This window comes from Cohnella zeiphila, from assembly GCF_014212055.1.
In the GTDB taxonomy this organism is placed as follows: domain Bacteria; phylum Bacillota; class Bacilli; order Paenibacillales; family Paenibacillaceae; genus Cohnella; species Cohnella zeiphila.
In genome coordinates, this window is the sequence record NZ_JACJVO010000031.1 from 131,109 (window position 1) to 157,840 (window position 26,732).

Annotated in this window: 28 protein-coding genes and 1 pseudogene; 7 read left to right on the forward strand and 22 right to left on the reverse strand. The window is 59.9% G+C overall.

All coding sequences use genetic code 11. The features are described from left to right. Positions 1-31: 31 nt before the first annotated feature. The 7 genes and pseudogenes from H7C18_RS23450 to H7C18_RS23480 all read right to left on the reverse strand — a co-directional run bounded on the left by H7C18_RS23450 (position 32) and on the right by H7C18_RS23480 (position 6,448). Positions 32-1,072, reverse strand: a pseudogene (locus H7C18_RS23450) (IS3 family transposase). 152 nt (positions 1,073-1,224) lie between these two features. Further along, positions 1,225-1,383 carry a hypothetical protein gene (locus H7C18_RS23455; RefSeq protein WP_185131538.1) on the reverse strand — a complete coding sequence of 53 codons (159 nt, stop codon included), beginning with the start codon at positions 1,381-1,383 and terminating at the stop codon, positions 1,225-1,227. 19 nt (positions 1,384-1,402) lie between these two features. Beyond that, positions 1,403-2,545: a Gfo/Idh/MocA family protein gene (locus tag H7C18_RS23460; RefSeq protein ID WP_185131539.1), complete on the reverse strand. Its 1,143-nt coding sequence runs from the start codon at positions 2,543-2,545 to the stop codon at positions 1,403-1,405. A gap of 54 nt (positions 2,546-2,599) precedes the next feature. Next, the gene (locus H7C18_RS23465) at positions 2,600-3,550 is read right to left on the reverse strand and encodes a sugar phosphate isomerase family (protein WP_185131540.1); all 951 of its coding nucleotides are present in this window, start codon (positions 3,548-3,550) and stop codon (positions 2,600-2,602) included. 18 nt (positions 3,551-3,568) lie between these two features. Further along, positions 3,569-4,279: a PIG-L deacetylase family protein gene (locus H7C18_RS23470; protein ID WP_185131541.1), complete on the reverse strand. Its 711-nt coding sequence runs from the start codon at positions 4,277-4,279 to the stop codon at positions 3,569-3,571. 186 nt (positions 4,280-4,465) lie between these two features. Further along, positions 4,466-5,302 carry a 23S ribosomal RNA methyltransferase Erm gene (erm, locus tag H7C18_RS23475; protein ID WP_185131542.1) on the reverse strand — a complete coding sequence of 279 codons (837 nt, stop codon included), beginning with the start codon at positions 5,300-5,302 and terminating at the stop codon, positions 4,466-4,468. Between the two features lie 399 nt (positions 5,303-5,701). Next, positions 5,702-6,448, reverse strand: coding sequence for an MBL fold metallo-hydrolase (locus H7C18_RS23480; RefSeq protein WP_185131543.1), 747 nt, complete (start codon positions 6,446-6,448; stop codon positions 5,702-5,704). 133 nt (positions 6,449-6,581) lie between these two features. Here H7C18_RS23480 and H7C18_RS23485 point away from each other — a divergent pair, with 133 nt between their 5' ends. Further along, entirely contained in the window at positions 6,582-7,010 is a 429-nt protein-coding gene (locus H7C18_RS23485) for an Lrp/AsnC family transcriptional regulator (protein WP_185131544.1), read from the forward strand. Between the two features lie 24 nt (positions 7,011-7,034). Next, positions 7,035-7,496 (forward strand): GNAT family N-acetyltransferase, encoded by a 462-nt coding sequence (locus tag H7C18_RS23490; protein WP_185131545.1) that lies wholly within the window; start codon positions 7,035-7,037, stop codon positions 7,494-7,496. A gap of 6 nt (positions 7,497-7,502) precedes the next feature. Here H7C18_RS23490 and H7C18_RS23495 read toward each other — a convergent pair whose 3' ends face one another. Further along, positions 7,503-8,414 carry an SDR family oxidoreductase gene (locus H7C18_RS23495; RefSeq protein ID WP_185131546.1) on the reverse strand — a complete coding sequence of 304 codons (912 nt, stop codon included), beginning with the start codon at positions 8,412-8,414 and terminating at the stop codon, positions 7,503-7,505. 225 nt (positions 8,415-8,639) lie between these two features. Here H7C18_RS23495 and H7C18_RS23500 point away from each other — a divergent pair, with 225 nt between their 5' ends. Next, positions 8,640-10,757, forward strand: coding sequence for a methyl-accepting chemotaxis protein (locus tag H7C18_RS23500; RefSeq protein WP_185131547.1), 2,118 nt, complete (start codon positions 8,640-8,642; stop codon positions 10,755-10,757). 27 nt (positions 10,758-10,784) lie between these two features. Here H7C18_RS23500 and H7C18_RS23505 read toward each other — a convergent pair whose 3' ends face one another. Then, positions 10,785-11,489 (reverse strand): GNAT family N-acetyltransferase, encoded by a 705-nt coding sequence (locus H7C18_RS23505; protein WP_238357903.1) that lies wholly within the window; start codon positions 11,487-11,489, stop codon positions 10,785-10,787. A gap of 292 nt (positions 11,490-11,781) precedes the next feature. On the opposite strand from H7C18_RS23505, the gene H7C18_RS23510 reads away from it, so the two are divergent. Continuing rightward, positions 11,782-12,228, forward strand: coding sequence for a hypothetical protein (locus H7C18_RS23510; protein ID WP_185131548.1), 447 nt, complete (start codon positions 11,782-11,784; stop codon positions 12,226-12,228). Between the two features lies 1 nt (position 12,229). Continuing rightward, on the forward strand, positions 12,230-12,475 hold the full coding sequence (locus H7C18_RS23515) for a helix-turn-helix transcriptional regulator (protein WP_185131549.1): 246 nt from the start codon (positions 12,230-12,232) through the stop codon (positions 12,473-12,475). 101 nt (positions 12,476-12,576) lie between these two features. Here the strand turns inward: H7C18_RS23515 and H7C18_RS35590 are convergent, their stop codons facing one another. The 8 genes from H7C18_RS35590 to H7C18_RS23550 form a co-directional block, all read right to left on the reverse strand. Continuing rightward, the gene (locus H7C18_RS35590; protein ID WP_273387815.1) at positions 12,577-12,699 is read right to left on the reverse strand and encodes a hypothetical protein; all 123 of its coding nucleotides are present in this window, start codon (positions 12,697-12,699) and stop codon (positions 12,577-12,579) included. Positions 12,700-12,856: 157 nt separating this feature from the next. Further along, complete coding sequence (locus H7C18_RS23520) at positions 12,857-13,801, reverse strand: DUF1861 family protein (RefSeq protein WP_238357904.1); 945 nt, start codon at positions 13,799-13,801, stop codon at positions 12,857-12,859. A 229-nt stretch (positions 13,802-14,030) separates the two neighbouring features. Beyond that, the gene (locus H7C18_RS23525) at positions 14,031-15,782 is read right to left on the reverse strand and encodes a sulfatase-like hydrolase/transferase (protein WP_185131550.1); all 1,752 of its coding nucleotides are present in this window, start codon (positions 15,780-15,782) and stop codon (positions 14,031-14,033) included. Continuing rightward, positions 15,779-16,792, reverse strand: a complete 1,014-nt coding sequence (locus H7C18_RS23530; RefSeq protein WP_238357905.1) for an ABC transporter ATP-binding protein — start codon at positions 16,790-16,792, stop codon at positions 15,779-15,781. Before H7C18_RS23530 ends, H7C18_RS23525 begins: the two co-directional genes overlap by 4 nt. After that, positions 16,767-17,759, reverse strand: coding sequence for an ABC transporter ATP-binding protein (locus H7C18_RS23535; RefSeq protein WP_185131552.1), 993 nt, complete (start codon positions 17,757-17,759; stop codon positions 16,767-16,769). The genes H7C18_RS23530 and H7C18_RS23535 overlap by 26 nt, the downstream gene beginning before the upstream one ends. Before the next feature lie 20 nt (positions 17,760-17,779). Beyond that, positions 17,780-18,634, reverse strand: coding sequence for an ABC transporter permease (locus H7C18_RS23540; protein ID WP_185131553.1), 855 nt, complete (start codon positions 18,632-18,634; stop codon positions 17,780-17,782). A gap of 12 nt (positions 18,635-18,646) precedes the next feature. Continuing rightward, the gene (locus H7C18_RS23545) at positions 18,647-19,633 is read right to left on the reverse strand and encodes an ABC transporter permease (protein ID WP_185131554.1); all 987 of its coding nucleotides are present in this window, start codon (positions 19,631-19,633) and stop codon (positions 18,647-18,649) included. A gap of 39 nt (positions 19,634-19,672) precedes the next feature. Next, positions 19,673-21,352 (reverse strand): ABC transporter substrate-binding protein, encoded by a 1,680-nt coding sequence (locus tag H7C18_RS23550; protein WP_185131555.1) that lies wholly within the window; start codon positions 21,350-21,352, stop codon positions 19,673-19,675. 314 nt (positions 21,353-21,666) lie between these two features. Here H7C18_RS23550 and H7C18_RS23555 point away from each other — a divergent pair, with 314 nt between their 5' ends. Beyond that, positions 21,667-22,350, forward strand: a complete 684-nt coding sequence (locus H7C18_RS23555; protein WP_185131556.1) for a TetR/AcrR family transcriptional regulator — start codon at positions 21,667-21,669, stop codon at positions 22,348-22,350. A gap of 28 nt (positions 22,351-22,378) precedes the next feature. On the opposite strand, the gene H7C18_RS23560 is transcribed toward H7C18_RS23555, so the two are convergent. From H7C18_RS23560 to H7C18_RS23570, 3 genes are read right to left on the reverse strand one after another with little or no spacing between them, the layout of a single operon-like run. After that, entirely contained in the window at positions 22,379-22,765 is a 387-nt protein-coding gene (locus tag H7C18_RS23560) for a DUF6220 domain-containing protein (RefSeq protein WP_185131557.1), read from the reverse strand. After that, on the reverse strand, positions 22,758-23,258 hold the full coding sequence (locus H7C18_RS23565) for a DUF6022 family protein (protein ID WP_185131558.1): 501 nt from the start codon (positions 23,256-23,258) through the stop codon (positions 22,758-22,760). Before H7C18_RS23565 ends, H7C18_RS23560 begins: the two co-directional genes overlap by 8 nt. A gap of 35 nt (positions 23,259-23,293) precedes the next feature. Beyond that, the gene (locus H7C18_RS23570) at positions 23,294-23,728 is read right to left on the reverse strand and encodes a DUF6526 family protein (protein WP_185131559.1); all 435 of its coding nucleotides are present in this window, start codon (positions 23,726-23,728) and stop codon (positions 23,294-23,296) included. A 166-nt stretch (positions 23,729-23,894) separates the two neighbouring features. On the opposite strand from H7C18_RS23570, the gene H7C18_RS23575 reads away from it, so the two are divergent. Further along, positions 23,895-24,482, forward strand: coding sequence for a TetR/AcrR family transcriptional regulator (locus H7C18_RS23575; RefSeq protein ID WP_185131560.1), 588 nt, complete (start codon positions 23,895-23,897; stop codon positions 24,480-24,482). A gap of 2 nt (positions 24,483-24,484) precedes the next feature. On the opposite strand, the gene H7C18_RS23580 is transcribed toward H7C18_RS23575, so the two are convergent. Together H7C18_RS23580 and ilvD are read right to left on the reverse strand one after the other, a co-directional pair. Beyond that, positions 24,485-25,018: a P-loop nucleotide/nucleoside kinase family protein gene (locus H7C18_RS23580; protein WP_185131561.1), complete on the reverse strand. Its 534-nt coding sequence runs from the start codon at positions 25,016-25,018 to the stop codon at positions 24,485-24,487. Beyond that, on the reverse strand, positions 24,988-26,724 hold the full coding sequence (gene ilvD / locus H7C18_RS23585) for a dihydroxy-acid dehydratase (RefSeq protein ID WP_185131562.1): 1,737 nt from the start codon (positions 26,722-26,724) through the stop codon (positions 24,988-24,990). The genes H7C18_RS23580 and ilvD overlap by 31 nt, the downstream gene beginning before the upstream one ends. Positions 26,725-26,732: the final 8 nt, after the last annotated feature.

Genomic DNA, 26,732 nt, shown 5'->3' on the forward strand with positions numbered 1-26,732 from the left:
ATTTCTGAGACAGGGATCAAAACCCCTTATTTTACGAAGCAGCCAGTTGCCGATATTCAATCGGAGACTGGTTGTTTAGTTTCGCTTGAATCCGAATTGCGTTATCGTAATGGATGTACTCTTGTACTGTTTGTACAATGATTGCCGTCGTCATACAAGTGAGATTGTCGAGGTAGAACGTTTCAGACTTTAGCGTGGAATGAAACGATTCGATGAGGGCATTATCAACGGGCGTTCCCTTGCGGACATGCTCATGGTAATGCCCTTTTCCTTGACTGCCTTTTGGTAATCGTGCGATGTGTACACGGAGCCTTGGTCGCTATGAAGCATCGCCCCCTTCACGTCAGGCAACTGCTGTAGCGTGTCCAACACAAATTGGACATCCTGCTTGTCTCCAATACTGTAGGCGACAACTTCGCCGTTGTACAGCTCCAAAATGCTCGACAAATACATCATGGTGCTGCCGTAAGGAAGATACGTAATATCGGTGACCAGCTTTTGCAGAGGGCGGTCCGCGTGAAATTGCCGCTTCAGCAAGTGTTCCGCTACTTGCGCAGGCTGACCTGTCTGCTTCCGTTTCTTCGCCTTCACCCGGCATTGCCACCCGTATCGTTGCATGGCCCGCTGCACCCGCTTAGGATTGACGGTCTCCTGGCGCCGGATCTGAGAGGTGATCTTTCGGTATCCGTAACGGAAGCGATGCTTTAAGCACAGCTCCTGAACGCGTGAGACAAGCGCGTCTTGCTTTGCCGGTAAGCCTTGCTTCTTCCAGCGATAGTACGTAGAGCGCGGCAAGCTAGCACTTCGATTTGCTGCCTAAGGAGACGGTTCTCCGCACGCAGTTCCTCCATCTCCGATTTGAGTTTGAGGCCTTTTCCATAGCTATACTGCTTGCCGACAGGTTGCTCTAGGCGATGTAGCTCACCTGATCGATACCAGCGTACCAAGTTTCGATTTGCGATTTGTTGCGTATGTTAAGCTGCTCCATAATCTCACGCTTGGTAATTCCCGCTAGCCTCATTTCAATGGCCTTCATCTTAATTTCTACCGGGTAACTGACCCTAGTTGCCAATGCAAAAACACCTCCAAAGTTGTCCCTTACATCTTTCGATGAAGAGCAATTCTTTTGAAGGTGTTTTGATTTGTCTCACGCTAGGGGGTCAGTCTCTTGCCGATTTGCGCGCCGTTTTTTGTGCCCGTTCGCGGCGGGCGTCATGATGACCGTCACGGGTGGGCCATCAAGCCTTCGATATCCTTGACCGCTTGGGCGATGTCCCCGTCTCCTTGCAGCGGAAGCGCCAGCTTCTGCGGAATGAACTCCCACAGCAGGCGGTCCTTGCCGTCGGACCAAGGAGCGGGGATCGCTTTGGCCTGGGCGTCCAAGAACATTCCATTTAAAAAATTAAAGCCAGTCGATCGCTTGAAAAGTCCCGGATTGTGCCGATTCGCGAGCTTTCAGGCACATGAGCGCGCTGAGCAGACCGGAATCGAGCGTACTGTCCGAAGACGAGGCGGTCCCCCTCATCAAATCGACGAAATTGCGAGCGAGCGCGATATCCCCTCCGCCGTGCCCATCTTTGCCTTGCCCAAGCCGATAGGTCTCCACGCGGTCCGTATGATGCATGAACACTTTAATCTCGTCCTTATACCAATCGAATTCGAGCGTTCCTTTGTAGCCGAGCAGCCGCGCGCCTCTCGCCGCCGCCCCCCGGCGGGCGAAGAAGTTTTGCGAGTAGGCCGCGTGCATGCCGGATTCGTATCGGATCAGGGCGCTGCCGGAATCCTCGTTCCCCGTGTCCTCGGCGAAGCTGCAGAACTCCCCCGGCGGCGGATCCGGAAAGATGTCCCTTCGGATCGTGCTCTCCTCGCACGTCCGGTTCTCCTCGCATTCGGCGCAGCGTAGGCCCGCCGGCTTGTTCCCGCGAAAGACCCGCTTGGAAGTCATCGCGCTGACGAGGACGGGCTTGAGCCCGATCAATTCGTTCAGATAATCGAAATCGTGCGTCGCTTTCTGCAGGAACATCCCGCCGGTCTCCCGTTCGTCCCGGTACCAATGGTGATAGTAGACGCCGCCGTAAGGAACGTTGTTGACGGCTTGCACGTGCTCCACGGTTCCCAGCTTGCCGGAGGCGACGATCTCCTTGGCCAAGCGCAGCAGCGGCGTAAACCGGAGCGGGAACGAGACGACCACCGGCGAAGCCGATCGCTCTTTGCCCTTCCGGAGCCGGTCCAAATCTTCGTACGTCGTCGCGATCGGCTTCTCCAGGAAGAGCGGCAATCCGGCCGCCATGACCTTCAGCGCCATCTCCGTGTGCAGCGAGCATCTCGTACCGACCGCGACGCCGTCCAGTTTCTCCTGCGCCAGCATCTCATCCGCCGAAGCATAGAACCGGATGCGGCCGCGATCCGGTTCGTCGATCCCCGTCCGAATCCGCTCCCAATCGGGATCGGCGACCGCCGCCAATCGGCAGTCCGAATCGGCCTCCGCCATTTGCGAGACCATCCACCGAATCCGGGAACCGTAGCCGATAACACCCAATCTCATGACGTTTAACCTCCGTTTGTACGTGCTTGGAACGGCATTATAATCCTCTCGATCTCAGTTGACTTCGGGAACCAGCGGCCCAGCCAGCTCTTCGAGATAGAACAATCTGCCGGGCAGCGTCGGCATGAAACTGGACGGCAGCCAGCGATCCGGTCCGTGCCGTAAGGTCGCCCAGAGCGACAGCCCTTGCCACTGCATCCCCCGGCCGAGCGCCCCGTCGCAGCCTCCGATGATCCGATCCGACCGCAGGAACAGCGCCGGCCCGATCGTGTTCGCTCGGCACGGAACGAGAGTCGTCCGGCTCTTGAAGCTCGTGAAGGCGTTCTGTTCGACGGTCAGCGGATGCAGCATGGCTCCGATTCGATAAGGCTGCGCCTTCCACTCCTCGTCCGTCGCGAATTCCTCCGCGAAGTGGGGCTCCCAGAAGGCGATGTGCATCATGCGGCCGATGCCGAAGATGGTAATAAGCTCGGCGCCTTCCGCTTGGAGAGCGGCAATCTTGCCCGGATAGGACGGCAATTGCCCGAGCGTGGCAAAGTGCCGTTGATCCGGCGGCACCGTAAGGTCGCCTAGCGGACCGTAGAACGCCTGTTCCATCGCATAACGGAACGAGCCCGGGTGGTCCGGCGGCAGCGTATTCCCTTCGCCGTCGCTCCACTCGTCCATATTGAAGCCGTAGACATGGCGGCAATCGACGCCCCATTCCCTCAGGAAGTAGACCGTCCACTTGTACATGCCCATCGGTCCCGCCGGCAGGATCAGGGCCAGCTTCCTGCCTTCGTCCCGGGTTCTCCGAATCTGAAGCGCGATCTCGTGCCCCATCATCGTATCCAGGTCCTGCGTGCTGCCGCAGCCGACCGGTTCGAACCCTTCGTTCCAGAAGGGTTGACGCTCGCCGATCTTCTCCGGAGGTAGCGAGCAGCAAGCGTCGATCTTGCGAAGATCCCAGCCCGCCGGAAGAAAATGCTCCAGCAGCGAGCCTTTCGACGTCGTCAAATAATCCATTCCGTTCTCCTCCTCGGCTTAGGGAAGCAATCGGGCGGCCGACAGCCGCGGCCACGCCCGGCAAGCGGTGAAGCCTTCCGCGAATCCGGCCCCGCTTTGCAGCCCCCGGAACTTGGACACCGTGCGCACGAAGTCGATAAAGTCGATGCCGTCGTGCTCGTACAGCCATTTGATCTGGCTCTCGTGACAAGCGTTCATCCGCAGCTTGATCTCGATCTGGGCCGTGATGTCCACGTATTCGGTCGGCAGAAACCCGACGCCCGCCAGCGTATCCATGTAATAGATGGGCGGGACCTCGTCGCAAGCCGCGAGATTGGCCGACGGCCGATAATACGGCACCGTCGCCGCGAAGCTGGCGTCGAAAACCGCCCGCGAAACTTCCATGTGATCCTTCATGTAATCTTCCGGCGGATGCGTAATGATATAATCGGGCCGGCAGCTTCGGAACACATCCGACAGCATGCGGACCAGTTCGTCGTTGTCGGCCTTGACCGACAGATCGGGAATGTCGAGGCCGATCACGTCCGCCCCGATCAGCTTGCCCGCCGCTTCGGCCTCCCGTGCCCGAATCCGCCTCAGCTCCTCCGACGGAATGACCTTGTGTCCCTTGTCCCCGTTGGCGACGTGAACCATCGTAACGCGATGTCCCACCTCGGCCAGCTTGGCCAGCGTTCCTGCGCACCCGATCTCCAGATCGTCCGGATGACAACCGACCGCGACGATATTCATAGCGGCGCCCCTCCGTTCTTCGTCTTCCAGGATTCCATCCATGGAGGCCGACGTTTGTTGGTGATGATCTTGCTTTGAAGCTAATTCTAACGGGGAAGCGGAGAAAAAGATTTACCAAAGTTTTCGAAAAATTTATCAATTCCTGCATGGTGCGGCAGCGCGGCAGGAGTGGATAGAGACGGGGGCCTACCGCCTCGGCCATCGATAAGAAGCCGCGTGCCGCAGCATCGCCAGAAACAGAGCCGCCCACTGCTCCGGCGACCAGGACGCGACCGGTTGATCGCGCTCTACCTTCGCATGCTTCAGCGTCGGCCTCAACTGCGCCGGCGTAAAAATGCCCTTCAGCGCATCCGCCGCCGGCGCCCTCGGTTCGCGCAGGACGTATCGCGCGAATGCGGCGAACCTCTTTCCTTCCCTGTGGGGCACCAGCGGACAGTCCCGTCGGGCAATTCTTACGATCGCCGCATCGACGCGCGGCGGCGGGGCGAAATGGGTGCGAGGCACAACCGTTCTCAGCTCGAACGTAAAATGCATCCTCCAGGTCAACAGCCGAGGGTCCCGCGCGGCGCTCCCCGTAAACCTGCGGGCCGCGCCCTTCTCCAGGATCAGCGCCCCCTGCCGGAACGATTGGCCCTCGGCTCCCAGCAGCCTGTCCAGAATGGTCGTCGTGATGGAGAACGGAATGTTCGCCACCACGCAGAACGGCTTCGCGGGAAGCCGGATTTCCCGGATATCGCCTTGGATCACGGCGATTCTCGGATGTCCCTGCGCTTTTGCGCGCAGGGTCTCGGCAAAGGCAGGGTCCGCCTCGACCGCCAGCACTCGGGCGGCTTGCTCGGCGATCGGGAACGTCAGGGCGCCTTTGCCCGCGCCGATGTCCAGCACGGTGTCGGTCGGCCGCAAGCTTGCCGTCTCGATCAGGCGCTTGATCGTTTGCGGGTTGTGGAGCAGATGCTGGGCCGAGAAATTCGGCCCGGACAGGCATTTTCGAATCGTTCGATGATTTTTGTCGTGTTGGTGCATGAATTCGTTCCTCCCCAGGCATTGGCCTGCGGCGAAACAAAGGGAGAGGTGGATGTGCGCATTCAAACCAACCCTTGTCTATGGGAACGACAAGAAGCCGGCCGGATTGTCGATTGCGTAGACGGATCCTCGCGTTTCCTCGGGAGAACGCAAAAAAGGAGACAGCCGAGCTGTCCCCTTCTATCCGTCTATGCAGAAGGATATCCTAAAATGGGCAGACCGATTCCGTTTGCTCCGCGCGCAGGCAGAGTCTTTGCTCACTATGGAATTAGTGGGACAAAGCGACAAAACGCAATCTTCCGTAATTAATAACACCCATTATTAGGACGACCCTCCATTCCTTGAGTTGAAGTCATTGTAGCACATTCGGCGCTCGCGTTCCAACGCATGCCGAAAGGTTCACAGCCGATCGCCGTCCTCCGGAATGACGACCCGTTCAAGCAGATGCTCGGCCGACAGTCTGGCCTTTAGAACATCCCGGGTGACGCGGCAATGGTTGATCGTATCCATATGAACGGCCGCGACCCGGGTATACGGCGCGTAGCCGACGAGACGGATCACGTCGTCTTCGTCCATCGTGATCGGATCGCCGACGGCGAACCTCGCCCCGCCCGCGTTGACGATCGTCACCTTGGGCTTATACGTATCGAGAGCCGCCTTCACGTCCTCGCACCAGACCGTATCCCCTGCGAGGTACAGCGTAGGCTCTTTTTCCGCTTGCAGGACGAAGCCGGATACCGACCCCATTTTCCGGCCGATCTCACCCGTCCCGTGCCGACCGTCCATGCGATGGATCGTGATTCCTTGAAAAGTCGCCGAGTCCCGAACCTCCGTGATATCGGCAAAGCCCGACGATCCGATCGCGTCGCGGTCTCCCGGCTGGCAGAAGATCGGCACCGACTTCGGCAGCGCCCGAGCCGCCGCTTCGTCCCAGTGATCGCGATGCAGATGGCTCACGAGGACGGCATCGGGAGCGAGCCATGCATCCGGCTTCCCGGGCAGCGGCACGAGCGGATTGCGCCGTTCGTCTCCGGAGTCCGGGATCGGCGGATTGACTCCCTTGTCGCTGAACATCGGATCGACCAGGATCGTCGCTCCCGCGTATTCCAACCATAAAGTCGCATGGCGAATGAGTTGAACGTTCATCAGTGAGGCCCCCGATCCAATGGATGGCGAATCTGTTACAATATCGATGATAGCATCTGTCCCTTCGGCGATACATAACCCGATGAACGGATTCGGGAGGATTTGCTTTCATCGTGAAAGAGGTGATGCCCCCATGGCCAACCCGGCGATCGACGATACGGATTTGCGGATTTTGCAAGCTCTCTTGGACAACGCGCTGCTCACCCACAAGGAGATCGGGGAGATCGTCCATCTCACCGGACAGGCGGTGGGCGCTCGGGTTCGCAAGCTGCAGGACCTCGGCATCATCGAAGGCTACACGCTGCGTTGGAACCCCGAGAAGATCGGGCTGAGCGTGCATGCCTTCCTGATCGTGTTCATGAACTCGAATCAATCCCATCAGCCTTTCCGGGACTTCGTTCGGTCGAACGAAGCCGTGACGGAGGCGCACCGCGTAAGCGGAGAGGGCTGCTACTTGCTTCGCGTGCGCGTGAGCGACGGCTCCGGGCTGAACAAGCTGCTGGAGGAAGTGCTGCAGTACGGCAATTACAAGCTCAGTCTGTCGATCGGGCAGATCAAGTAGAACCTATGCGAGGAGAGAGCCCCCATGCAGTTAACGATTGAAGCGGACGATTTGACCCGGCCCGAGGTTCGGGCCCTAATCCGGCATCACCTGACGGAGATGCATGAGTTCTCTCCGCCGGAGAGCGTGCATGCGCTCGATCTGGACGGGCTCCGCGGTCCGAACATCACCTTCTGGAGCGCCTGGGAAGGCGGCCGGATTGCCGGCATCGGCGCGTTAAAGGAACTGGATCCCTCGCACGGAGAGGTCAAGTCGATGCGAACCGCGCCCGATTACCTGCGGAAGGGCGTCGCCCGCCTCCTTCTCGAGCGGATCATTGAGACGGCCCGGGAGCGAGGATACCGCAGACTCAGCCTGGAGACAGGCTCCATGGCGCAGTTCGAGCCGGCCCGCAGCCTGTACCTCCGTTACGGCTTCGAAAACACCGTACCGTTCGCGGACTATGCGGAGGACCCGAACAGCGTGTTCATGACCTTGGAGCTGTAAAGTCAATCATCGGTAACCGGAAGCGTCCGCCGGCTTGCCCGCATCCTGAACTTCGACGAGATACCGCCAACAGTCCGGCTGCGAGCCGTCGAGATCGCGGAAGCCGTACACTTTCGCGAGCTCGCCGCTGGACGTGGAGCGGCCGTTCCACCGGGCGGCTTCCGGATCGCCGGCCAGCGCGGCAACGGCCCGTCCCACGAAGCGAGGCGATTCCGAGATGACGAAATGAGGCTCCTTCGCCGCAGCGTCCCGCCAGTTCTCCTCCTGAACGCCAAAGTGATCCAGCATGATTTCGGAACGCATCCACCCCGGGGTCAAGGCTACGGCGTTGCAGCGATAAGGAGAAAGCTCATGCGCCAAAGACCGGGCCAGCCGGATGACGGACGTCTTGGCCAGATCGTAGAACAGCGAGAGCCGATAGTTTTGGTCGTTATATTCCGCCGTCCCGTCCGTCATTTCCACGACCAGTCCGTTCGGGTTGCGAATGAGCAGGGGCAGCGCGAAGTGACTGGTGATCACATGCGTATCGATCGCAAGCCGAAGTTGGCGGAATCCCCGTTCCAGGGAGTGCTCCCATACGGGCACGTTCCATTGCGTCAAATACTCGGCTCCCCACACGTCGTTGACCAGGATGTCCAATTTTCCCTGCTCCCGTTCGATTCGGGCCACGAGCGCCTCAACCTGGCCGGGATCCAAATGATCCGCTTGAACCGCGATGCCCCGGCCTCCCGCCTGATTGACCAAATCCGCGGTATCCTCGATCGTTTCGGGACGATCGTATTCGGATCGCCGGGTTCGCGTCGTGCGGCCCGTCGCATAAACCGTGGCCCCCGCCGCGCCCAATTCGATCGCGATTCCCCTGCCGGCGCCGCGCGTCGCGCCCGCCACCAAAGCTACTTTTCCCATGAGCGGCTTCATTCCCGTTCCTCCTCTCGTTGATACGCCTCCCATTATAGACCGATAAATACGTCAACCTTTGTCCTATTAATCTTCACTCTTCATAGACATTCTCTATGCGAAGCTTCATAAAGCAAAACAAACTTTATCGAAAACGGGAGCTTGGGCTGACTCGCCCCTTACAAACGCCCGGTAAACTGAGAGCGTAAATGGGCCAAATTTCCTACTCCGAGGGTGATGATCCGTATGTCCGCTGCACTGCTGCCGTCCGGGAAGGGCCGTTCCTTCGCGCTTCGGCTGCTGAATCCGCGAAGATCGGTCGGGATGAAGCTGTTCCTCATTATTTTTTGCAGCATTTTGATCTGCGTGCTGGCGGGGGGACTGCTGTCCAGCCGAATCTCCAAGGAGATCGTCCGGGAGAAGGTGTCGGACGCCGGCCTGCAAACCGTTCAGCAGACTTCAGGGAAGCTGAACCTGCTGCTGTCCAGCCTGGAAGGCATCACGGACCAGATTCTGACGGACCAGGTGGTGCAGGACCAGATGGATGCGCTCCTTACGCCAAAGCTCGGCTCCTACCTCGTCTACCAAGTCTACAGCAAGCTGACGGAAAGGCTGCTGACGTATGCGGCGAGCAACCCGATGATTACGGACGGCTATCTCATTCCGGTGAACGAAACCGCCAAGGAATCGATCGCCGCCACCTCTTCCTCCGTGATCGGCACCTCCTCGATTCTGGGGGACGACGCGGCCGCCAAGCCGTGGTTCCAAGCCGTGCTGGCAGCCAAGGGGGAGCCGGTATGGATCCCGACGACGCCGGTCGAACCCGAGAGCGCGTCCAACAGCTCGCAGGCGGGGCCTACGATCGGCGTCGCGCGGCTGATCGCCAGCAAATCCAAAAACACGGATGTCTTCGTGCTGCTGCTTCAAATCCGCTTGAGCGATGTCGCGAACCAATTCCGGAAGGTCGAATTGGGTCAGGGAAGCGAGCTTGTCATCGCGGACGGAAGCGGCCGCTACGTATACGCTCCGAATGCCGGGGCGATCGGACAAGCGCTGGCCGTGCCGCTGCCTAAGGACGCCGGAGCGACGGGCAGCCGGCAAGTCGCGGAGCCGGGCGGGGGAGAAACGATGCTCTTCTACGATAAGCTCGCGCTGAACGGCTGGCAGCTGATCGGGACCGTCCCTGTCCGCAATCTCGTCAAGGATGCCGATCGCATCTCCGTCGTCACGTGGTCGGTCGTCGGCGCCGCGGCCCTGCTGGCGCTGGCGATCGGCCTGTTCGTCATCCGGATCGTCGCCCTGCCGCTGAACCGGCTGCAGAGCCTGATGAGCGAAGGGCAGACCGGCCGGCTGCATGTACGAGCCGACCTTGCCGCCAAGGACGAGATCGGGCAGCTCGCGCAAAGCTTCAACGAGATGATGGCGCAGATCACAACGTTGGTCGGGCAAATGGGGGCGTCGGCCCGCGATGTGCTGAATACGGCGGAAGAGCTGACGGCGGCTTCCGCCCATACGGCCGGGGCGGCGCGGGAGCTGTCGCTTGCGACCGGCGAAATCGCGAGCAGCGCGTCCGGTCTGGCGGCGGAAGCGGAGAAGGGGAGCGAGTGGGTCGGCGCCATCGAACGGCAAAGAAGCCTCGTTGCCGAGGCCGGAACGCAAATGAAGGCGGCGGCGGCCGGGGTGAAGGAGGCCGGCGAAGCGGGAGCGGCCTCCATGGACGTCATGCTGGAGCGAACCGGACAGACGGAAGAGGTGGCTCGCCGCATGGCGGAGAAGATCGGCCATCTGAAGAACAGCACAGGCGCCATCCGCAGCATTCTGGACATGCTCAACGGGCTCGCGCAGACGACCGACATCCTGTCGCTCAACGCTTCCATCGAAGCGGCGCGGGCGGGCGAAGCGGGCAAGTCGTTCATGGTCGTGGCCGGCGAGATTCGGAACTTGGCGGAGCAGTCGCGGAAGTCGATCGGCAACATCGGGCAGCTGACCGATTCGATTCAGCTCGAGATCGAAGATACCGTCCGTTCCGTCGCCGAGGTGTACCCGCTGTTGCAGCACCAGATCGGCTCGGTGCGGGAATCCGGGCGTATTTTCGAATCGGTGCAGAACCGCATGGAGCAGTTCATCGCGTCTCTGGAATCGATGACGGACTCCATCGGCGAGCTGGATCAGTCCCAGGCGAGGCTATCGGAGACGGTCAGCCACGTCAGCGCGGTATCGGAGGAGACGCTGGCTGCCTCGCAGGAGGTTTCTTCGGTCACCAGCGGCCAGGTGGCGCTCGGGGAACGGCTTGTGCAGCTTTCCGGCAAGCTGGAGGAAGTGTCCAAGCAGTTGGAAGCCTCGCTGTCGCGGTTTACGATTTGAACAAGCGAAGGTTGTGTAATGGGCGGATCAAGTGACCGTGAAGTTGGCCCCATATAAGACCAGGTTCGCTTTCCTCGCCACGCTCCGGGATGCCCTGTTGTCCCAAGAGGTACTGTATAGCGGGAGACACCCCGTCTCCCGGACCGCCGCGGCCCATCCGGCCACGACTTCGGCGGCATATCCGTTGCCGCGGTACCGCTCCAATGTGTCCAGCCCCGCTTCATGAGCTCTGGGGGCGATGCGAACGCTGCGGCAGACCGACACGGCCCGGCCATCCCGAACGAGCGCGATGCAGGGCTGCGCGTAATCGATCTCCGAGACCAGCCACTCGAAGCCGCCCCGCGACAATTCCGTTACGTTCTCCCGAGTAACGCGGACCGTCTGCATCGTCGGCGTCAACTCGGCGGGAACGAGATAGCAAGGTCCCATCGTGAACTGTTCGGCTTGAAGAAGGCTCAAATACGCCTCGAAGTGCTTCGGCTTCTCCCGGTAATCGACCGTCTCGTCGGCAACCCGTTCTTCCATCTGCTCGACAAGCAGATCCGGAACGTCGTGCCGAAACCGGCAGATGGCCGTCCCCTCTACGGTCCGGCCGAGGAAAAACCGGGCGGCCGGGGCCGCTCCGGGCCAAGGCTCGTTTACGTCGCGAAGCCGCAGGCGGCGGTCGTGCGTAAACAACGCCTCGACATGCAGCTCCATCCATTCATGAGCGGTCGGTATGATCTCATTCAAAGGTACGGTCCCTCCGTTCCGGGAAAATGAACTTTCTTCGCTACTTTCCATCGTATCAAACTTTCCGGCAAGCGCCTCGGAACGATTTGGTTATAGTCAAAATCTCCCTTGGCGGGCAGAGCAAAAAGGGACCCCGGCAAGCAGGTTGCTCCAGTCCGTCGCAGTCCCCCGAGACACACGCTTGATCGCGGGTCTCATTTTAATGTAAAATATACTTGACATTATGAATGGTATTTTATACATTATGTACAAATAACTTAACTTATTGAATTGCCTATCGGAGGTTCCCGCCATGACTTATCAGGAAAAGAAGAGCATCGTCTCGATTGCCAGCGCCATCTTTATCTTCGTCGTTTACAGCGCGTACAAATATGCGGTGTATCCGGACGGAGAATTGGAGCCGAAGGAGATGTTTCATTACTGGGGCTCCTTCGTCCTCGTCCTGACGCTGGTCTCCATCGTCGCGCATATCGTGATCAGCATCGTGTTCAATATCGTCTTTCGGATGACGACCGGGGAGAAGGAACCGAAGTTCGCGGACGAACTGGATAAACTCATCGAACTAAAGGCGCACCGGAACGGATTTTTCGTGTTCATCCTCGGCTTTCTTCTGGCCATGGGCTCGCTCGCGACCGACCGGCCGATCCAGGCGATGTTCATGATCCTCATCGTCTCGGGATTCGCGTCCGACGTCACCGGCTCCGTCACGAAACTTTATCACTACAGGAGAGGAGTCTAAAATGGGCAAGAACCTTGTCGGCAACCACATCAGAAGGCTTCGGTTCAATCACGGCGAGATGACGCAGCAGCAACTGGCCGACATGGTTGGCGTAACCAGACAAACGATCGTGGCGCTGGAAAAGGGCAATTACTCTCCTTCGTTGGAACTGGCTTTTCGTATTGCCCGCGCATTCAACCTGCCATTGGAAGAAGTCTTCTTCTATGGGGAGCAAACCGGTCAAAATGAGGATGAAGGTTCCATATAAAACCAGACCGCGTCGCGGCAAAAATCGTCGGCATCGTCAGCGTGCTGTCCCTGTTGACCCTGAGCCGGGAATATGTCGCATCGGGCGCACCCGATACAGCCTCATTTGAAGCTTCGGGCCGTGTTATGATCGCCGTTCACGATTGGACGTTTCTGCTCGGGCGCGCTGATGTCGCCGCCCGTGGCGGCGAACGAGATGATTCTGGCCGTATGGCTCATCGCCAAAGGGTTCCGGCCCTCCGCGCTCGGTTCCTTGCTCGCGACAAGGGAAATTCCCCCTACGGGTGCCGGTGCCTCGCTTCGCGCCCATGCATAGGAAACCGGCAGCAACAAAATACACCGCCCGGATCGCCATCCGGAAGCGGTGTACTTTTTTGTGCGGCTACAGCCGCTCGTACTCGAGGAACGGATCGGGAATTTCGAGCTTGAACGACTCCGCGTCGCTGGCGCCGACGTAAAGCTCCGCCGTACCGCCGGCCTTGCGCACCAGCCCGCCGCTGAAGACCACATCGTCGAGGTCGGCCCGCTTGGTCTGCCCTGCCGGGCAGTCGCCGCGCCGCGCGATGATCTTCATCGGGGTCGTCTCCATCGTGTCCGGATGAAAGGCGAAAGCGATCGCTTGATAGTGGCGAGCCTCCTGGCTGTCGAAAGAAGCGATATGCCCGAGAACGCCGATCAGCCCGTTGGCGAGCGGATGCAGCTCGTTCGCGCCGCCCCACTCTTCGTCGGTGAATTGGCCGGAGAACAGGGGCGCGTCGCCGATTCTGCGAGCCGTAATTTCCTCGTAGGATCCGACCTTGAAAAAGCCGATTTTCCCGCGCCCGCCTTTATAGCCCTGCGGCCTCGTCACGACGCCGATCCCGCCGCCCGGCAGCTCGACCAGGCGAAGGTCTTTCATATGGTATGGACCTCTTAGCATCCACTGCAAATCGGCTATATTCCGGCCGCGGTAAAATTCCGTCACCCAGGCGACGATGTTCTCGGGGCACAAGGGGTCCGCAATGACCCGAACGCCTCCGAAAACGAGTTCTCCCCGAATCCTCGTCAAGAAAGGGTCCTGCAGCTCGTAAGGCGAATACGCCGGGTGAGGCGTCCACGCTTCGCCTTCCTGACGGAAGAAGATCGCTTGCGAAAATTCGGACTTCCGGTCTTCCGCGCGCCCCGCAATGATCCGCTCGCCTCGGTCGAGGAACGGGGCGGTGATGTTGTAGACGTCCCTGTTCCCGACGCCCTCGAAGCGAATGCGCTCGGCGGGCCGAAGAATATTGGGCGCATAACGCTTCAGCAACTCCTTTGAGGATTGCGTACGGGTCCGTATTTGCAGCATACTGTTTCCTCCCGATCGGAAGCTGTCGATTGATTCCTATGCATCCTCCGGGAGATGATATTCCTTGCGTCCAGGTCTATGTATACCCGAAAAAAAAAGACGGTAGGGTTTACGCCCATTCCGTCCGGGGATTGGTCAAACAAATAAGCCGGGCTGACTTCATAATTCGATCGGTTCTCTTGAACTTCGATGGAAACGGCAGACCGGGACGGCTTGATCTCTTCGCCGGTCAGAATCGCCGGAGCAAGGCCGCCGCTCCGGCGTCTCCCCCGAACAGCTCGACGGCGAACGAGGCAACGGCGTCCGCTCCGACATCCGGAACCTCTCGCGCCTTCAGGTACTCTGCCAGCTTGGCGTCGGCGCTCTCCCTGAGGTTCGCGGGAGCCAGACATTTGAGCAGGAAGTAACGGTTTCTCCCGTCCGGCGTCCACCTCTCCCCGATTCCAAGATCGACGAAGAAAAGATCCTCCCGCTTCCGCTTCTCCGCCAGCAGGCTCTCTTCCCCGACGACCCCGTCCCGCGGAATGCCGAGCCGCTCGAATTGCTCCGGCGGAGCGTCGTTCTCCCGCATCAGTCTCGCCAATAGCCGAATCATCCGCATCTCCGCTTCCGGGTCGTCGACCGTCGAATTTTGGGCGGAATCCTTCTCCAAATCGAACAGGAGATTTCCGTAAAGGTACGGATTCAGAAAAGGGCGGGCGCCGATCTTCATCGTACGGCACCCTTTGGTAAATTCGAACGGCTCCTGCAGCTCGAGATCGGCCAGCTCCCCGACGTCGAACGGCTGGTGCATGTGCGTCGGCATCAGCGTGTACTCGTGCAGCGGACCGTTCGCCGGATCGCCCGGCCCCCGCATATAGACGTACCGTCCGTCCGTTACGTTGACGTGGCCGCCGTGTATGCCGAACAGAGCTGCCTCGCGCACCGGCTGTCCTTCCTCGATGACCGGATGGAGCGACCGGCCCTGCATGTCCTTCGGCGCCTTGATGCCGAAGTAATGGAGGAGAGTCGGAGCAAGATCGATCGTCTGAACGAGGGAGTCGCGCCGCTCGCCCGCCCGGCCGTACCGGGGATCCCAGATAAACAGCGGAATATGCGAGATTTCGTTGTACAGCGGCTGAATGTTCTTGCCCCACCAGCGGTGTTCGCCGAGCAGGAATCCGTGGTCCGTATTGACGATGAGCATCGTGTCTTTCCACAGATCCAGCCGGTCGAAGGCGTCGAGCACCTGGCCCAGATACGCGTCGCACATGCTGAGCAGCGCGGCGTATTCGTATACGGCGTGGCGCACCTCTTCCGGGGTCTCCTTTACTTTTCCGTAGTCCGGCCAATCGAAGTGCTTGCCCGTGTAAGAATGCGGATAAAGGTCCTTGTACTTCTGCTGGGTGAAAAAAGGCTCGTGCGGATCGAACGCCTCGATCTGAAGAAACCAGTTGTCCTGCTCGCGGTTGGTCTCGATAAAAGAGAGTCCGTTCGCGACCGTGACGGCCAGCGGCTGCTTCTCCTCCGAGTCCAGATAGGGGCGGTTCACCCAATCCTGGCGCCACAGGTCGCCGATCTTCGGTCCCGACAACGATTCGGGCACATCCGGGTCTTCGACGCGGCCTTTCCACGGATCGCCTTCCTGGCCCCGGGCGAACTCCCAGGAATTGTACTGAGTGTGGTAGGTCGCGCCTCCGGCTTCGAAGTAATGCCCATGATCCGTGCACAAATGCGTGTACACGCCCCGCTTCCGAAGCAGCCCGACGACCGAATCGTCGAATGGCTCGAGCGGTCCCCAACTTCGGTGAAGAAAATGGTATCTGCCCGTATGCAGCTCGCGCCGCGCCGGCATGCAGGGCAAGCTTCCCGCGTAGCAGTTGTCGAAGGTAACCGCCTGTTCCGACAGCCTGGCAAAGTGGGGCGCCCGGATCCAATCGCAGCCGTAATTCGGCAGCAGGTGACGGTTCAAGGAATCGAACATGACCATGACCGCTCTCACGCTTCCATCTCCTTCCTATCCGCTTCTTGAGACCGGGAGGGCTCCGTTCGGTCAGTCAGCGGGTGCAGGCAGCGGACTTCCCGGCCCGAATCCGTCGTCGCGATCAAACCGACGTCGCTTCGGGCGCAATCTTCCCGCGCATAAGGACAGCGGTGCCGGAAGCGGCAGCCGGTCTCCGGCAGCCCGGCCTCCTCCCGGCCGGCCGCCTGGAACGCGGCCGCCTCCACCTGCTCCCGCCTTGGGTCCGGCGAAGCGTACAGCAGCGCCTTCGTATAAGGATGCTTGGGGGCGGCGATCACTTCCTCGGTCGGCCCGGATTCGACGATCTGTCCGCCGAACATGATGGCGATCCGGTCGGACATGTACCGGGCGCTGCCCAGATTGTGCGTGATCCACAGCAGCGACAGCTCGTGGTCCCGCTTCAAGTCGAGCATCAAATTCATGATGTCGATGCCGATCGACACGTCCAGCATCGAGGTCGGTTCGTCGGCGACGAGCACGCGCGGGCCGATGCCGAGCGCCCTGGCGATCATGACGCGCTGCTTCTGCCCGCCGGACAGCTGGGAAGGATACTTGTCGATGTAGTCTTCCGCCGGGGTCAGTCCGACCTGGCGCAGCAGCTTCAATACCCGATCGCGGAAGGGGCCTTTCGCTCCGTGCAGCTGCAGAGGCCGTCCGATGACGGTCTCCACCTTCTGGTTCGAATTGATCGTCTCGAAGGGGTCCTGGAAAATCATCTGCAGCCGCTTGGCCGTCTCCAAACGACCGCCTCCGCGGCGGACGACCGGCCGGCCGTCCAACTCGACGCGGCCCTCGGTCGGCGGCAGCAGCCCGAGAATCATGCGGGCGAGCGTGCTTTTGCCGCATCCCGATTCGCCTACGACGGCGAGTACTTCTCCTTCGCGGAGCTCGAGGCTGACGTCGCGTACAGCCCTGACTCTGCTCTTGCGAAGAAAGCCGCCGCTCTCATAGACCTGGCTGACGTTATGAACCTGCAGCAGCGGCTTCATCCAGCGCGTCCTCCTTTGCATACAAGTGGCAGCTCACGACGCCGTCTTCGCCCGCTTGAACCGGCGGCTGTACGCTCCCGCATACCGGAAGCGCATGAGGGCAGCGGTCGCGGAAGCGGCAGCCCGACGGGGGAGCGACCAGATCGGGCGTCGAGCCGGGAATGCCTTCGAGACGAACCCGCGGCCCCGTCAGCGATGGGAATGACCTCAGCAAGCCCTGCGTATACGGATGCCGGGCGCCGGCCAGCATCCGTTCCCGGGCGGCGATCTCCGCCATCCGTCCGGCGTACATCACCCCGACCCGGTCGCAAATCTCCAGCATCAGGGGAAGATCGTGCGTGATGAAGAGCACGGAGAATCCGAACGTGCGCTTGAGCTCGACGATCTTGTCGATGATCCCCTTCTGCGTAATCACGTCGAGGGCGGTCGTCGGCTCGTCCATAATGATCAGCTCGGGCCGCAGCGCCAGCGCCATGGCGATCACGACGCGTTGGCGCATGCCGCCGGACAGCTCGTGCGGGAATCGCTCCAGCCGGTCCTTCGGCAGATCCGCCAGCTCCATCAGCTCGCCGGCTTGACGAAGCGCGTCCGCCCGGGAAATTCCCGTGCGGTGGGCCAGAATCGCGTCGATCAGCTGCTCCTTGATTTTCATCACCGGATTCAGGTTGTTCATCGCGCTCTGCAGCACGATGGAGATCCGCGCCCACCGGTACGCATCGAACTGCGCGTCGGACAGCTTCGTCAGCTCGACGCCGTCCATCCGGACGCTTCCGCCGACGATTCGTGCCGCCCCCCGCAGAAGCCGGGCGATTCCGTAGGCCGTCGTGGATTTTCCGCACCCGGATTCGCCGGCCAGTCCGAAGATTTCCCCCCGTTCGATGGAGAAGCTCACCCCGTCCACGGCTTTGAAGGGTCCCCTGGCGGAGGCGTATTCGATCTGCAAATCCCGTACTTCCAGCAAGCTCATCGCTCTGCCCCCTTCTTCTATCATTGCTGCGACGCGCCGCGCTTGTAGCGGAATCTCTCCAGCGAACCGTTGCCGATGAGGATGAAGCCGAAGCAGAACAGCGCGGTCGCCAGCCCGGGCGGAACGATCCACCACCAGGCGTCGTACATAATCGCGTTGTTGGCGTGCGCCAGCGCCAGAATCGTTCCCCAGCTGACGCTTTTCGGATCGCCGATGCCGAGGAAGCTGAGTCCGGCCTCGGCCAGCACGGCCTGGGTGGTCACGCTGACCAGGTTCGCCAGAATGATCGGATACAGATTGGGCAGAATCTCCCTCCGCATAATGGACCCGTCGCTCATCCCCGCGACCCGGGCGGCCTCGACGTAGCCCCGCTGCCGTTCGGACAGCGTTTGGCTTCGGATGCTGCGAGCCATGTACAGCCAGCTTAGCAGGCCGATGACCAGGATGATGCTGGTCAGCCCCATCGAGGGCAGGAACGACGCGAGGATGATCATGAGAGCCATGATCGGAATGATCAGCAGCAGGTCGACGAGGAACATGAGCGCATCGCTCACCCAGCGCCGGTAGAAGCCTGCCGTCACCCCGACGGTCACGCCGATGATCGTCGTGATCAACCCCGCCAGAATACCGACGAGGAAGGAGGTGCGCGTACCGTAGACAAGCTGGGAGAACACATCCTGTCCATAACTGTCCGTACCGAGGAGGTGAACCGCCGAAGGAACAAGCCACGGCTCGAAGTCGATATCGTTCTTCGGGTAAGGCGCGATCTGCGCCGCCGCCAGCGAGACCGCGGCGAAGAGCAGCAGGATGCAGGCGCCGGCCCACAGCTTCGCCTTGCCGGAGCGCGGGCGGGGTTTCGATCGGTTGTTGCGCATCTGCGGTCGCTCCTAATCGAGATTGACGCGGGGGTCGATGAACGGATAGATCAAATCGGCGAGCAAGTTCACCGCGATGATCGATGCCGCAATCATCAGAAACGCGCCTTGAATCAACGGATAGTCGTGGTTCAGTATCGCATTGTAAGTCAGCATGCCGATGCCGGGATACGAGAAGACGATCTCCATGGTGATCGCACCGCCTACGACATGGCCCAGGGACAGCATGAAGCCGGTAAAGGACGGGAGAAAAGCGTTGCGCACGCCATACTGGAACGTGCGCCTTCGGGATGACAGCCCCTTCGCGCGGGCCAGAACCATGTAGTCCTCGGTGAGCGCCCGGCTTAAGTTGTTCCGGAGCACCAGAATGTGGCTGGCGAGAGACGCGATCGCAAGCGACACGATCGGCAGGACCGCATGGTACGAGATCGAGCGCAGCTTGCCCGCCGCCGAGAGCGAGTCGTATTCGACCGAGAACGCTTGCCCCATGGGGAACCAATCGAGCTTGTAGCCGAACAGCAGAATGAGTAAAATCCCGATCCAGAAATACGGAACGGAATTGATGAAGAAGCTGACGGCCAGGGCGGCGTTGTCGAACCAAGTCCCGGGCTTCAGCGCGCCGCGGATGCCGACGAGCCATCCGGCGGCATAGCTGAGCAAGGTCGAGATCAGCACGATGCCAAGCGTCCAGGGCAGCGCGTGGAGCAGAACCTGGGACACCGGCGTCGGATAGTTGAAGTAGGAGATGCCCAGGTTGCCGTGCGCCAATTGGACGAGATATTGCTTGAACTGATAGAGCAGGCTGTCGTTCTCCAGCCCGAACTGCTTCTTGATCGCTTCCGCCACCTCGGGAGAGCCGAGCGCCGTCTGGGAGGCGATCATCTCGGCCGGATTGCCCGCGATCAGCCGGGGCAGCAGAAAGTTCATGACGATCGCGGCGAGAAGAGTCGCCGCGGCGAACGCGACCCTTCTCGCGACATAGGCTGGTTGAATTCTCATAGCAAGCTTCTCCTTCGCCGAACCGCGAAGACGCGGCGATTACTTGGGCGTGACTTGGGACAGCGAGAGGGCGGACGTCGCGGGCACGGTCGTGTCGTAGCCTGTGAACTTCGTCTCGCTATACGGCGCTTTGCCGCTCGTATAAAGCACCGCTACCGGCGCGAGCTCGGCAATGCGATCCTGAATTTGCTTGTACAGCCCTGCGCGATCCGCCGCGGAAGCGGTCGAAGCCTGGTCGAGCCAAGCGTCGATCTGATCGTCGCGGAATCTCATCCAGTTCAGCCCCGGCGTGTTCTGTCCGATCGGAGCCGTCATTTTGCTGTGGAACACCTCCAGCGCGGCCTGAGGGTCCGGCGGCACGGTAATGCCGTTCTGGATCAGATCGTAATTGCCGGCCACGGCGATGCTCGTGAGCTCCGGCCAGGTCGCCATCTTGATCGTCGTGCCGATGCCGACCTTGGAGAGCCAATCGGTGATCATGGCCGCTTCCTTGTTCTGGGCGGGCGCGTTTGCCGCCGTGTAATAAACGAAGGAGAGCTCGACCCCGTCCTTCTCGTACACGCCCTTGCCGTTCTTCTTGTATCCGGCTCCGGTCAACAGTTCGTTGGCCTTATCGATGTTCGTCTGATAATCCGGATTGTCCAACAGCGTCTGATCGACCAGATCCCCGAAACCTTGGGACAGGAATCCCGGATTGCCGATCGTCGCCGCGCCCATCTCGCCCTTCTCCACGAGCTCCTTCTTGTCGATGGCCAGCTGGATCGCCTTGCGGACGATGGGGTCCTTCAGCCCCGGCTTGTCGTTGTTGATGATCACGGCGTACGTGCTAAGCCCCGGATACTGCTGCAGCTTGTTGTCCTTGTTCTCCAGCAGCTTCGGCAGACTGGGCATCGCCAGCGTCCCCGTCGACCCTTGAATCTCGCCCTTTTGCAGAGCCAGCGTCAATCCCGGAGAATCCTTGAAGCGCTGGATGACCAGTTCGCCGATCTTCGGCGCTCCTCCGAAGTAGTCGGCGTTCGCCTTCAGAATAATCGCGCTCTCGTTGATCGACTGGAAGACGAACGCGCCGGTGCCGATCGGATTTTTGTTCAGGAACGTCTCCGGGTTCTCCTTGGAGAACAGATGCTCGGGCACGATGTAGACGGTCGACAGATAGTTCGGCAGCGACGGGAACGGCGCGGACAGCTCAAACGTCACCGTGTCGTCGCCGGCCGCCTTCACGTCTTTCAGCCGATTGTCTCCCCACAGCCGGTAGTAATCGAGCGCCGCATGCTCCTTCAGCGCCTGGAACGTGTAGACGACGTCGTTCGCGGTGAACGCTTCGCCGTCCTGCCACTTCGCTTGGGAATTCAATTTGACGGTGAAGCTCTTGCCGTCCCCGGACCAGGTTCCCGCGTCGGCCGCAAGCCGGGGAATCAGTTCGCCCTTGACCGGATTGAAATAATAAAGCGAGTTGTAGATGTAATCGAACAGAGGGGCGTAATTGCCGGTTTTGAGAAAAGGGTTGAAATTGTTCGTTTGCTCCGGATTCACGATATCGCCCAGACGGTAAGAGACCGTTTGACCGCCGGCCGCTGCCGCCGCCGAAGAAGCCGGGGCGCTGCCGCTCGAAGGCGCATTCGGCTTCGACTGGCTGGAGCAGGCCGCCAAAGAAGCGACCGTCATGGCCATGACGGCGCCGATCGCCAGCGTTTTTTTCCACTTCTGAATGTTCCGCATTGTTCTCAAAACCTCTCCTCATGAAATGAACCATCGTTTTTCCGCACGAAAAAAGACACAACCTCACCCTCCACTCCCCGAGGAGTCGATGGCAGCCGTGTCTCCAGTCGTCTGGTAGACCTATATTTCACATGCGGATACTCGGTATTAAAAATAAAAATTGCCGTTGGAACGGTTGCTCTTATCATACACTGGACTTTACACGGTGTAAACCCCCCTTTTTATAGGACGTTTGGATATGATAGGATGGATTCCGACGTCCGGCGGGATCGGACGGCCCAAGAAGGAATCGCCGAGGGGACGGGATGGTTGTCTTGAAGAACGGGAACGAGGAGATCGTCGAGATTCGCTTCAAGCGCAGGGAATCGATTCTGGAGTCCGCCAAGCGGCTGTTCCTGGAGAAGGACTGGAACGGGATGACGATCGGACACATCGCGTCAGAGGCCGGCATCAGCCGGGTGACCCTTTATAAATATTTCAGCTCGATGCAGGATATTATCTTCGAACTGCAGATAAGGTGCCTGCGGGAGATCGCCTCCCACATGAACCGCATGGGGAAGGCGGGCGGTACCGGCTCGGAGAAGCTGTCGAGAATGATGAAGGGGCTTCTCGAAGTATTCCGCGACCGGAAAGAAGAGATCCGGTTCGTGGCCATGTTCGATCACCACTATCGGTTCACGTTTCCGTCCGAGGAATTTCGGCTGAAGTACAAGGCGGCGCTGCAGCAGGATTTCATCGACTTCCACGGCGTCATCCGGGAAGGCATGCGGGACGGAACGCTGAGCAGCGAATTCGATCCGGATCTGCTGTCCGAAATGTTCACCCATTCGATGCTCAGCCTTCTGCAGCGAATGGCCGTTCGCGGTCACCTCATTCAGAAGCAATGGGGGTTCGAGCCCGAAGAGGTGGTCCGCTATTTGACGCTGTTTTTCGCGGAGTTCTCGAAGGCAGAGCCGGACCCGGGAGCGTTCGGACCGCCGGCCTCCCGCTCTCCGTAAACTCCGCCTTCTTTCTCAACAACCGATGTCATCCGGATGAAGCCTGACGGGATGCGCGGATGATGCCTGCGCAAGCCCAGAACATCATGAGCGCGATAACAGGGTGCAGGGCGGACAGCGCTCCGATTTTGGGCGACAGGACGGCAGTAAGGAACATTCCGATCACCATGCCGAGCAAACCGGCGCTTCTCCCGATCTGCCGCCCGGGCAAACGCGCGATCCATGCGAAGGCAAGCATCAGGAGAGGGACAACCGCCAGGACTCTGGCAAAGCCGCCATGGATCGTCCAGTTGTCCGAATCGACGAACAAGGCCAGGCCCGCGAAGAAGACTTGAAGCAGAACCGATACCGCGAAAACCCAGGCTAGCGCCATGAAACCGATGCGTCCGATTCGAGAATAACGTCCGTCATTCATTGCGATCAACCCCCTCCCTTGTCGAAGACCCGCTCTCCGGAAGATCGGCCATGATGACTTGAGAAATGTGATTCGGATCGATCGCCTCGATCGCATAGACCTGCGGCGGTTTCGGCAGGCGCAAGCGCGTATGATCATGAAAAACCCGCGTCACCAACGTCCCAAGCTCCTTGCCGTTCCCCTGCCGGATCACGCTCCAGAACCGACGTTCCCGATTTTCCCTAGGACCCCAATGCTCTTCCGATCGGGGAAAGGCCCCCGGCAGAACCGGCCCGGGGGCGAATCCCGCCTCCTCCATCTCCGCCTCCAAGGGCTGAAAAAGCTTGAGACAGAAGAAGCCGTAAGCCGAATCTCCTCCCTTGGCATAAATCCGTTCCAGCTCCGGCAGATGGCGGTCCCAGACCCCCTTCCACCGCTCGTCGATCGACTGCTGAACGAAGGTACGCAGCATCCTCATGACGGTCGTATGGTAAGTCTCGATTAAATGGCTCATCTTCTTTTTGCCTCCCTTTCGTTGCACGCCGCCGGCTATACGCGGTCGTAGTCGGCTTTCCAGGCTTGAATGGATCGTTTGATGCCGTCGGGACTCATGTTTTCGTTCGCCGCTTTCTCGCACAAGAGCTGCCACTCCTCATCCGAAGCGAAGCGCAGTGCGATGATCTGCTGCAGGGTCAGGCGCGGATCGAGCCGTTGTCCGGACAGGGCGTAGCTTCGCAAGCTCTCTTCCGCCCGAATGGCGCGGTCCTGAACCTTGCAGGCGAATTTTCGCGCGAAAATCATCGTTAGGACGGCGATCAAGGAAAGAGAGAGGATCAACAGAGGAGCGAACGGGGATTCCCCTCTCCAGAACGAGATTCCCAGATGAACGGCCGCGGCAGCCAGCGTCGTTAAGCCAAGCGGCACGAGGAACATGTGGAAAGCCGGAATCAGCCGTTCGTGGTTCTTGTAGTTTTGCGGTTTCACGATTCGCAATCTCCTTTCTTTCGGGTTGAGTGAGCGCACACTCAATCGCAGGCGCGTGAAGCCCAATTCCCCCTTGCAAGACTGGACTCGCTTGACTTTGGGTGAGCACTCACTCATAATGGGAGCATACCCGGCTTTTCATGCCGTGTCAAGAGGTGGGAATCCGATGGAATTGAAAAACAAAATCGCCGAAGCCGCCGAACGGGTGCTGTTAACGAACGGGCTTGCCAAAACGACGACGAAGGAAATCGCCAAGGCCGCCGGCTGCTCGGAAGGCTCGCTATACAATCACTTTCAAAGCAAGGAGGATTTATTCCTCCATGTGCTGCGGGGACAATTGAAGCATCTGATGGGAACCTTATCCTCGCTTCGAAGTCTCGCCGGCCAGGAATCCGTCAGGAGCAATCTGGAAAAGGTGGCCTATGCGGCCCTGGAAGACTTCGCAAGCTCCATGTCCTTGATCTGTTCGGTCTTCTCGGAGCCGGGTATTCTGCGGCGCCATCGGGAAGGCTTTACCTCGCGCAACGAAGGGCCCCATCGGGCGAATGAGGCCGTCGCGGCGTATGTGGCGAGCGAGCAGAAGCTCGGCCGAGTCCGAGAGGAAGCCGATCCGAGAGCGGCGGCGGATTTATTGCTTGGAAGCTGTTTTCAGCACGCGTTCCAGATGAACTTTCTGGGCAACGAGGAGACCCCGGAAGAACGAATCCGGTATGCAGGCCGAATTCTGGATTCCGTGTGCCTCCTCTTGGAGTGACTTCAATTCTCGATCACGATCTCCCCTTCCCCGCTGGGTTCTTCAAACCCGTTGAGGAAGGTGGCGAGGATCTCTTCCGTGATCGGGAAGGCCGCGTTGGCGTCAAAACGCCGGCTGCGAATCCGCAGGCGTCTTCGCAATTCGTCGGGATGCACTTTCAAGTAGACCAGTCTCCATTGCCCTCCCGCTTGTTCAATCAGACGCTTGCAGTTATCCCTTTCGGACCGGTTCCAGAAGCTGGAGTCGAACACCACCCTTTTTTTCGCCCGAACGAGCGCTACGAGTTTCTGACGCAATCTCTCACGAACCTCGTCCAGGAACTCCCTATATTTCTCCGCGGGATAGTCGATTCCATATCGTCCATGGGTCGACCATACCTCTTCATCGATAGAAAGGCGCTCGAACCCGTTCTTCTCCAGCATTTGGGAAAAGGTCGTTTTGCCGGAGCCCGCTATGCCGCACATAAGCACCGCCAAAGAGGAGTGACGGCCCTCTTCCCCGCCGATTATTCGGTCGATATTCCACTGTTCCGGCATGGATCTCCCTCCTCGAATTCAAACAAGTCGGTAACGGCGCCTTTGGAAGCCGATGCGACCAGTCTGGCGTATTTGGCGAGCGCGCCCGACGATACTTTGAGCGGGGGCTGCACCCAGGCCTGCTCGCGGGCATGCCGTTCTTCCTCCGTCACGTCGAACGAGATCCGCTGCGTTTCGCTGTCGATCGTGACGATGTCTCCATTCTTCAACAGCGCGATCGGCCCGCCGACTTGCGCTTCGGGTGAGACGTGCCCGACGACGAAGCCGTGCGATCCCCCGGAGAATCTGCCGTCGGTCATCAGCGCGACTTCTCCCCCCAGCCCTTTGCCGACGATTAGCGCCGTAACCGAGAGCATCTCCGGCATGCCGGGACCGCCTTTCGGACCGCAATACCGAATGACGAGCACATCCCCTTTCTGAATCTCGTCCTTCAGAATGGCCTCCGTGGCGGCCTCTTCGCTGTCGAATACTTTGGCCGGCCCCGTGAACCGAAGCTTCTTCATGCCCGACATCTTGGCCACGGCTCCGTCCGGCGCAAGGTTGCCTCTTAGCACGACCAACGGTCCGTTCGGCTTGAGCGGGTCGTTCAACGGGCGGATAATGTCTTGATCGTCCCGAAGGGGAGGCGCCTCCGCGAGATTCTCCGCCAGCGTCTTGCCGGTTACCGTCAGGCAATCGCCGTGAAGGAGTCCTTCCGCCAGAAGCAGCTTCATGACCCCCGGAACGCCTCCGATCTCGTTCAGATCCTGCATGACATGCTTGCCGCTCGGCTTCAGGTCGGCCAAGTGCGGAACCCTCAGCCGAATCCGCTCGAAGTCGTCCAAGGACAGATCGACGCCGGCCGAGTGCGCGATCGCCAGCAGATGCAGGAAAGCATTCGTAGACCCGCCAAGCGCCATCACGACGGTAATGGCGTTCTCGAACGCTTTCTTCGTCATAATATCTCTCGGATAGATGCTTTGCTCCAGCAAGGCGACGACCTGACCTCCCGCTCTCGCGCATTCGTCCGCCTTAGCGGGAGAGACCGCGGGCGTGGACGACGAGCCCGGAAGGCTCATGCCCATCGCCTCCGCCGCGGCGGCCATCGTATTCGCCGTGTACATCCCGCCGCAGGCTCCGGGTCCCGGACAAGCGCTGCATTCGATCTGGCGGAAGCGTTCATCCGTTATTTGGCCGTCATGGTATTGGCCGACCGCCTCGAACGCCGAGACGATATCGATATCGCGGCCGTCGAGACGGCCTGGCTGGATCGTTCCGCCATACACGTAGACGGAAGGAATATTCATTCGGCCGATCGCCATGAGACAAGCCGGCGTGTTCTTATCGCAGCCGCCGATGGCGACCAGGCCGTCGAATCTCTCCGCTCCCGCGACGATCTCAATCGAATCCGCGATCGCCTCGCGGCTGGGCAGCGAGAACAGCATCCCGCCGTGTCCCATCGAGATGCCGTCGGATACCGTGATCGTGTTGAAAATCAGCGGCGCTCCGCCATTTTCCCGTGCCCCTTGTTTGGCCGCCGCCGCCAACCCGTCGATATGCATGTTGCATGGGGTTACCTCGCTCCAGGTGCTGGCCACGCCGATCATCGGCTTCCGGAAATCCTCGTCGTCAAACCCGACCGCCCGCAGCATCGCCCGGTTCGGCATCCGATTGACGCCCTCGCTGATCACCTTGCTGCGTATGCGCAGATCTTTGCCTGTTGTCATCCTGCTTC

What these genes read in the sequence shown, in the direction of transcription:
- H7C18_RS23510 (WP_185131548.1), top strand. Translation starts at nt 11,782, where the DNA reads ATGACTTATCAGGAAAAGAAGAGCATCGTCTCGATTGCCAGCGCCATC.
- H7C18_RS23460 (WP_185131539.1), bottom strand. Translation starts at nt 2,545, where the DNA reads ATGAGATTGGGTGTTATCGGCTACGGTTCCCGGATTCGGTGGATGGTC.
- H7C18_RS23515 (WP_185131549.1), top strand. Translation starts at nt 12,230, where the DNA reads ATGGGCAAGAACCTTGTCGGCAACCACATCAGAAGGCTTCGGTTCAAT.
- ilvD (WP_185131562.1), bottom strand. Translation starts at nt 26,724, where the DNA reads ATGACAACAGGCAAAGATCTGCGCATACGCAGCAAGGTGATCAGCGAG.
- H7C18_RS23565 (WP_185131558.1), bottom strand. Translation starts at nt 23,258, where the DNA reads ATGAGCCATTTAATCGAGACTTACCATACGACCGTCATGAGGATGCTG.
- H7C18_RS23540 (WP_185131553.1), bottom strand. Translation starts at nt 18,634, where the DNA reads ATGCGCAACAACCGATCGAAACCCCGCCCGCGCTCCGGCAAGGCGAAG.
- H7C18_RS23465 (WP_185131540.1), bottom strand. Translation starts at nt 3,550, where the DNA reads ATGGATTATTTGACGACGTCGAAAGGCTCGCTGCTGGAGCATTTTCTT.
- H7C18_RS23550 (WP_185131555.1), bottom strand. Translation starts at nt 21,352, where the DNA reads ATGCGGAACATTCAGAAGTGGAAAAAAACGCTGGCGATCGGCGCCGTC.
- H7C18_RS23495 (WP_185131546.1), bottom strand. Translation starts at nt 8,414, where the DNA reads ATGAAGCCGCTCATGGGAAAAGTAGCTTTGGTGGCGGGCGCGACGCGC.
- H7C18_RS23490 (WP_185131545.1), top strand. Translation starts at nt 7,035, where the DNA reads ATGCAGTTAACGATTGAAGCGGACGATTTGACCCGGCCCGAGGTTCGG.
- erm (WP_185131542.1), bottom strand. Translation starts at nt 5,302, where the DNA reads ATGCACCAACACGACAAAAATCATCGAACGATTCGAAAATGCCTGTCC.
- H7C18_RS23480 (WP_185131543.1), bottom strand. Translation starts at nt 6,448, where the DNA reads ATGAACGTTCAACTCATTCGCCATGCGACTTTATGGTTGGAATACGCG.
- H7C18_RS23580 (WP_185131561.1), bottom strand. Translation starts at nt 25,018, where the DNA reads ATGCCGGAACAGTGGAATATCGACCGAATAATCGGCGGGGAAGAGGGC.
- H7C18_RS23545 (WP_185131554.1), bottom strand. Translation starts at nt 19,633, where the DNA reads ATGAGAATTCAACCAGCCTATGTCGCGAGAAGGGTCGCGTTCGCCGCG.
- H7C18_RS23535 (WP_185131552.1), bottom strand. Translation starts at nt 17,759, where the DNA reads ATGAGCTTGCTGGAAGTACGGGATTTGCAGATCGAATACGCCTCCGCC.
- H7C18_RS23530 (WP_238357905.1), bottom strand. Translation starts at nt 16,792, where the DNA reads ATGAAGCCGCTGCTGCAGGTTCATAACGTCAGCCAGGTCTATGAGAGC.
- H7C18_RS23470 (WP_185131541.1), bottom strand. Translation starts at nt 4,279, where the DNA reads ATGAATATCGTCGCGGTCGGTTGTCATCCGGACGATCTGGAGATCGGG.
- H7C18_RS23500 (WP_185131547.1), top strand. Translation starts at nt 8,640, where the DNA reads ATGTCCGCTGCACTGCTGCCGTCCGGGAAGGGCCGTTCCTTCGCGCTT.
- H7C18_RS23575 (WP_185131560.1), top strand. Translation starts at nt 23,895, where the DNA reads ATGGAATTGAAAAACAAAATCGCCGAAGCCGCCGAACGGGTGCTGTTA.
- H7C18_RS23485 (WP_185131544.1), top strand. Translation starts at nt 6,582, where the DNA reads ATGGCCAACCCGGCGATCGACGATACGGATTTGCGGATTTTGCAAGCT.
- H7C18_RS23560 (WP_185131557.1), bottom strand. Translation starts at nt 22,765, where the DNA reads ATGAATGACGGACGTTATTCTCGAATCGGACGCATCGGTTTCATGGCG.
- H7C18_RS23520 (WP_238357904.1), bottom strand. Translation starts at nt 13,801, where the DNA reads ATGCTGCAAATACGGACCCGTACGCAATCCTCAAAGGAGTTGCTGAAG.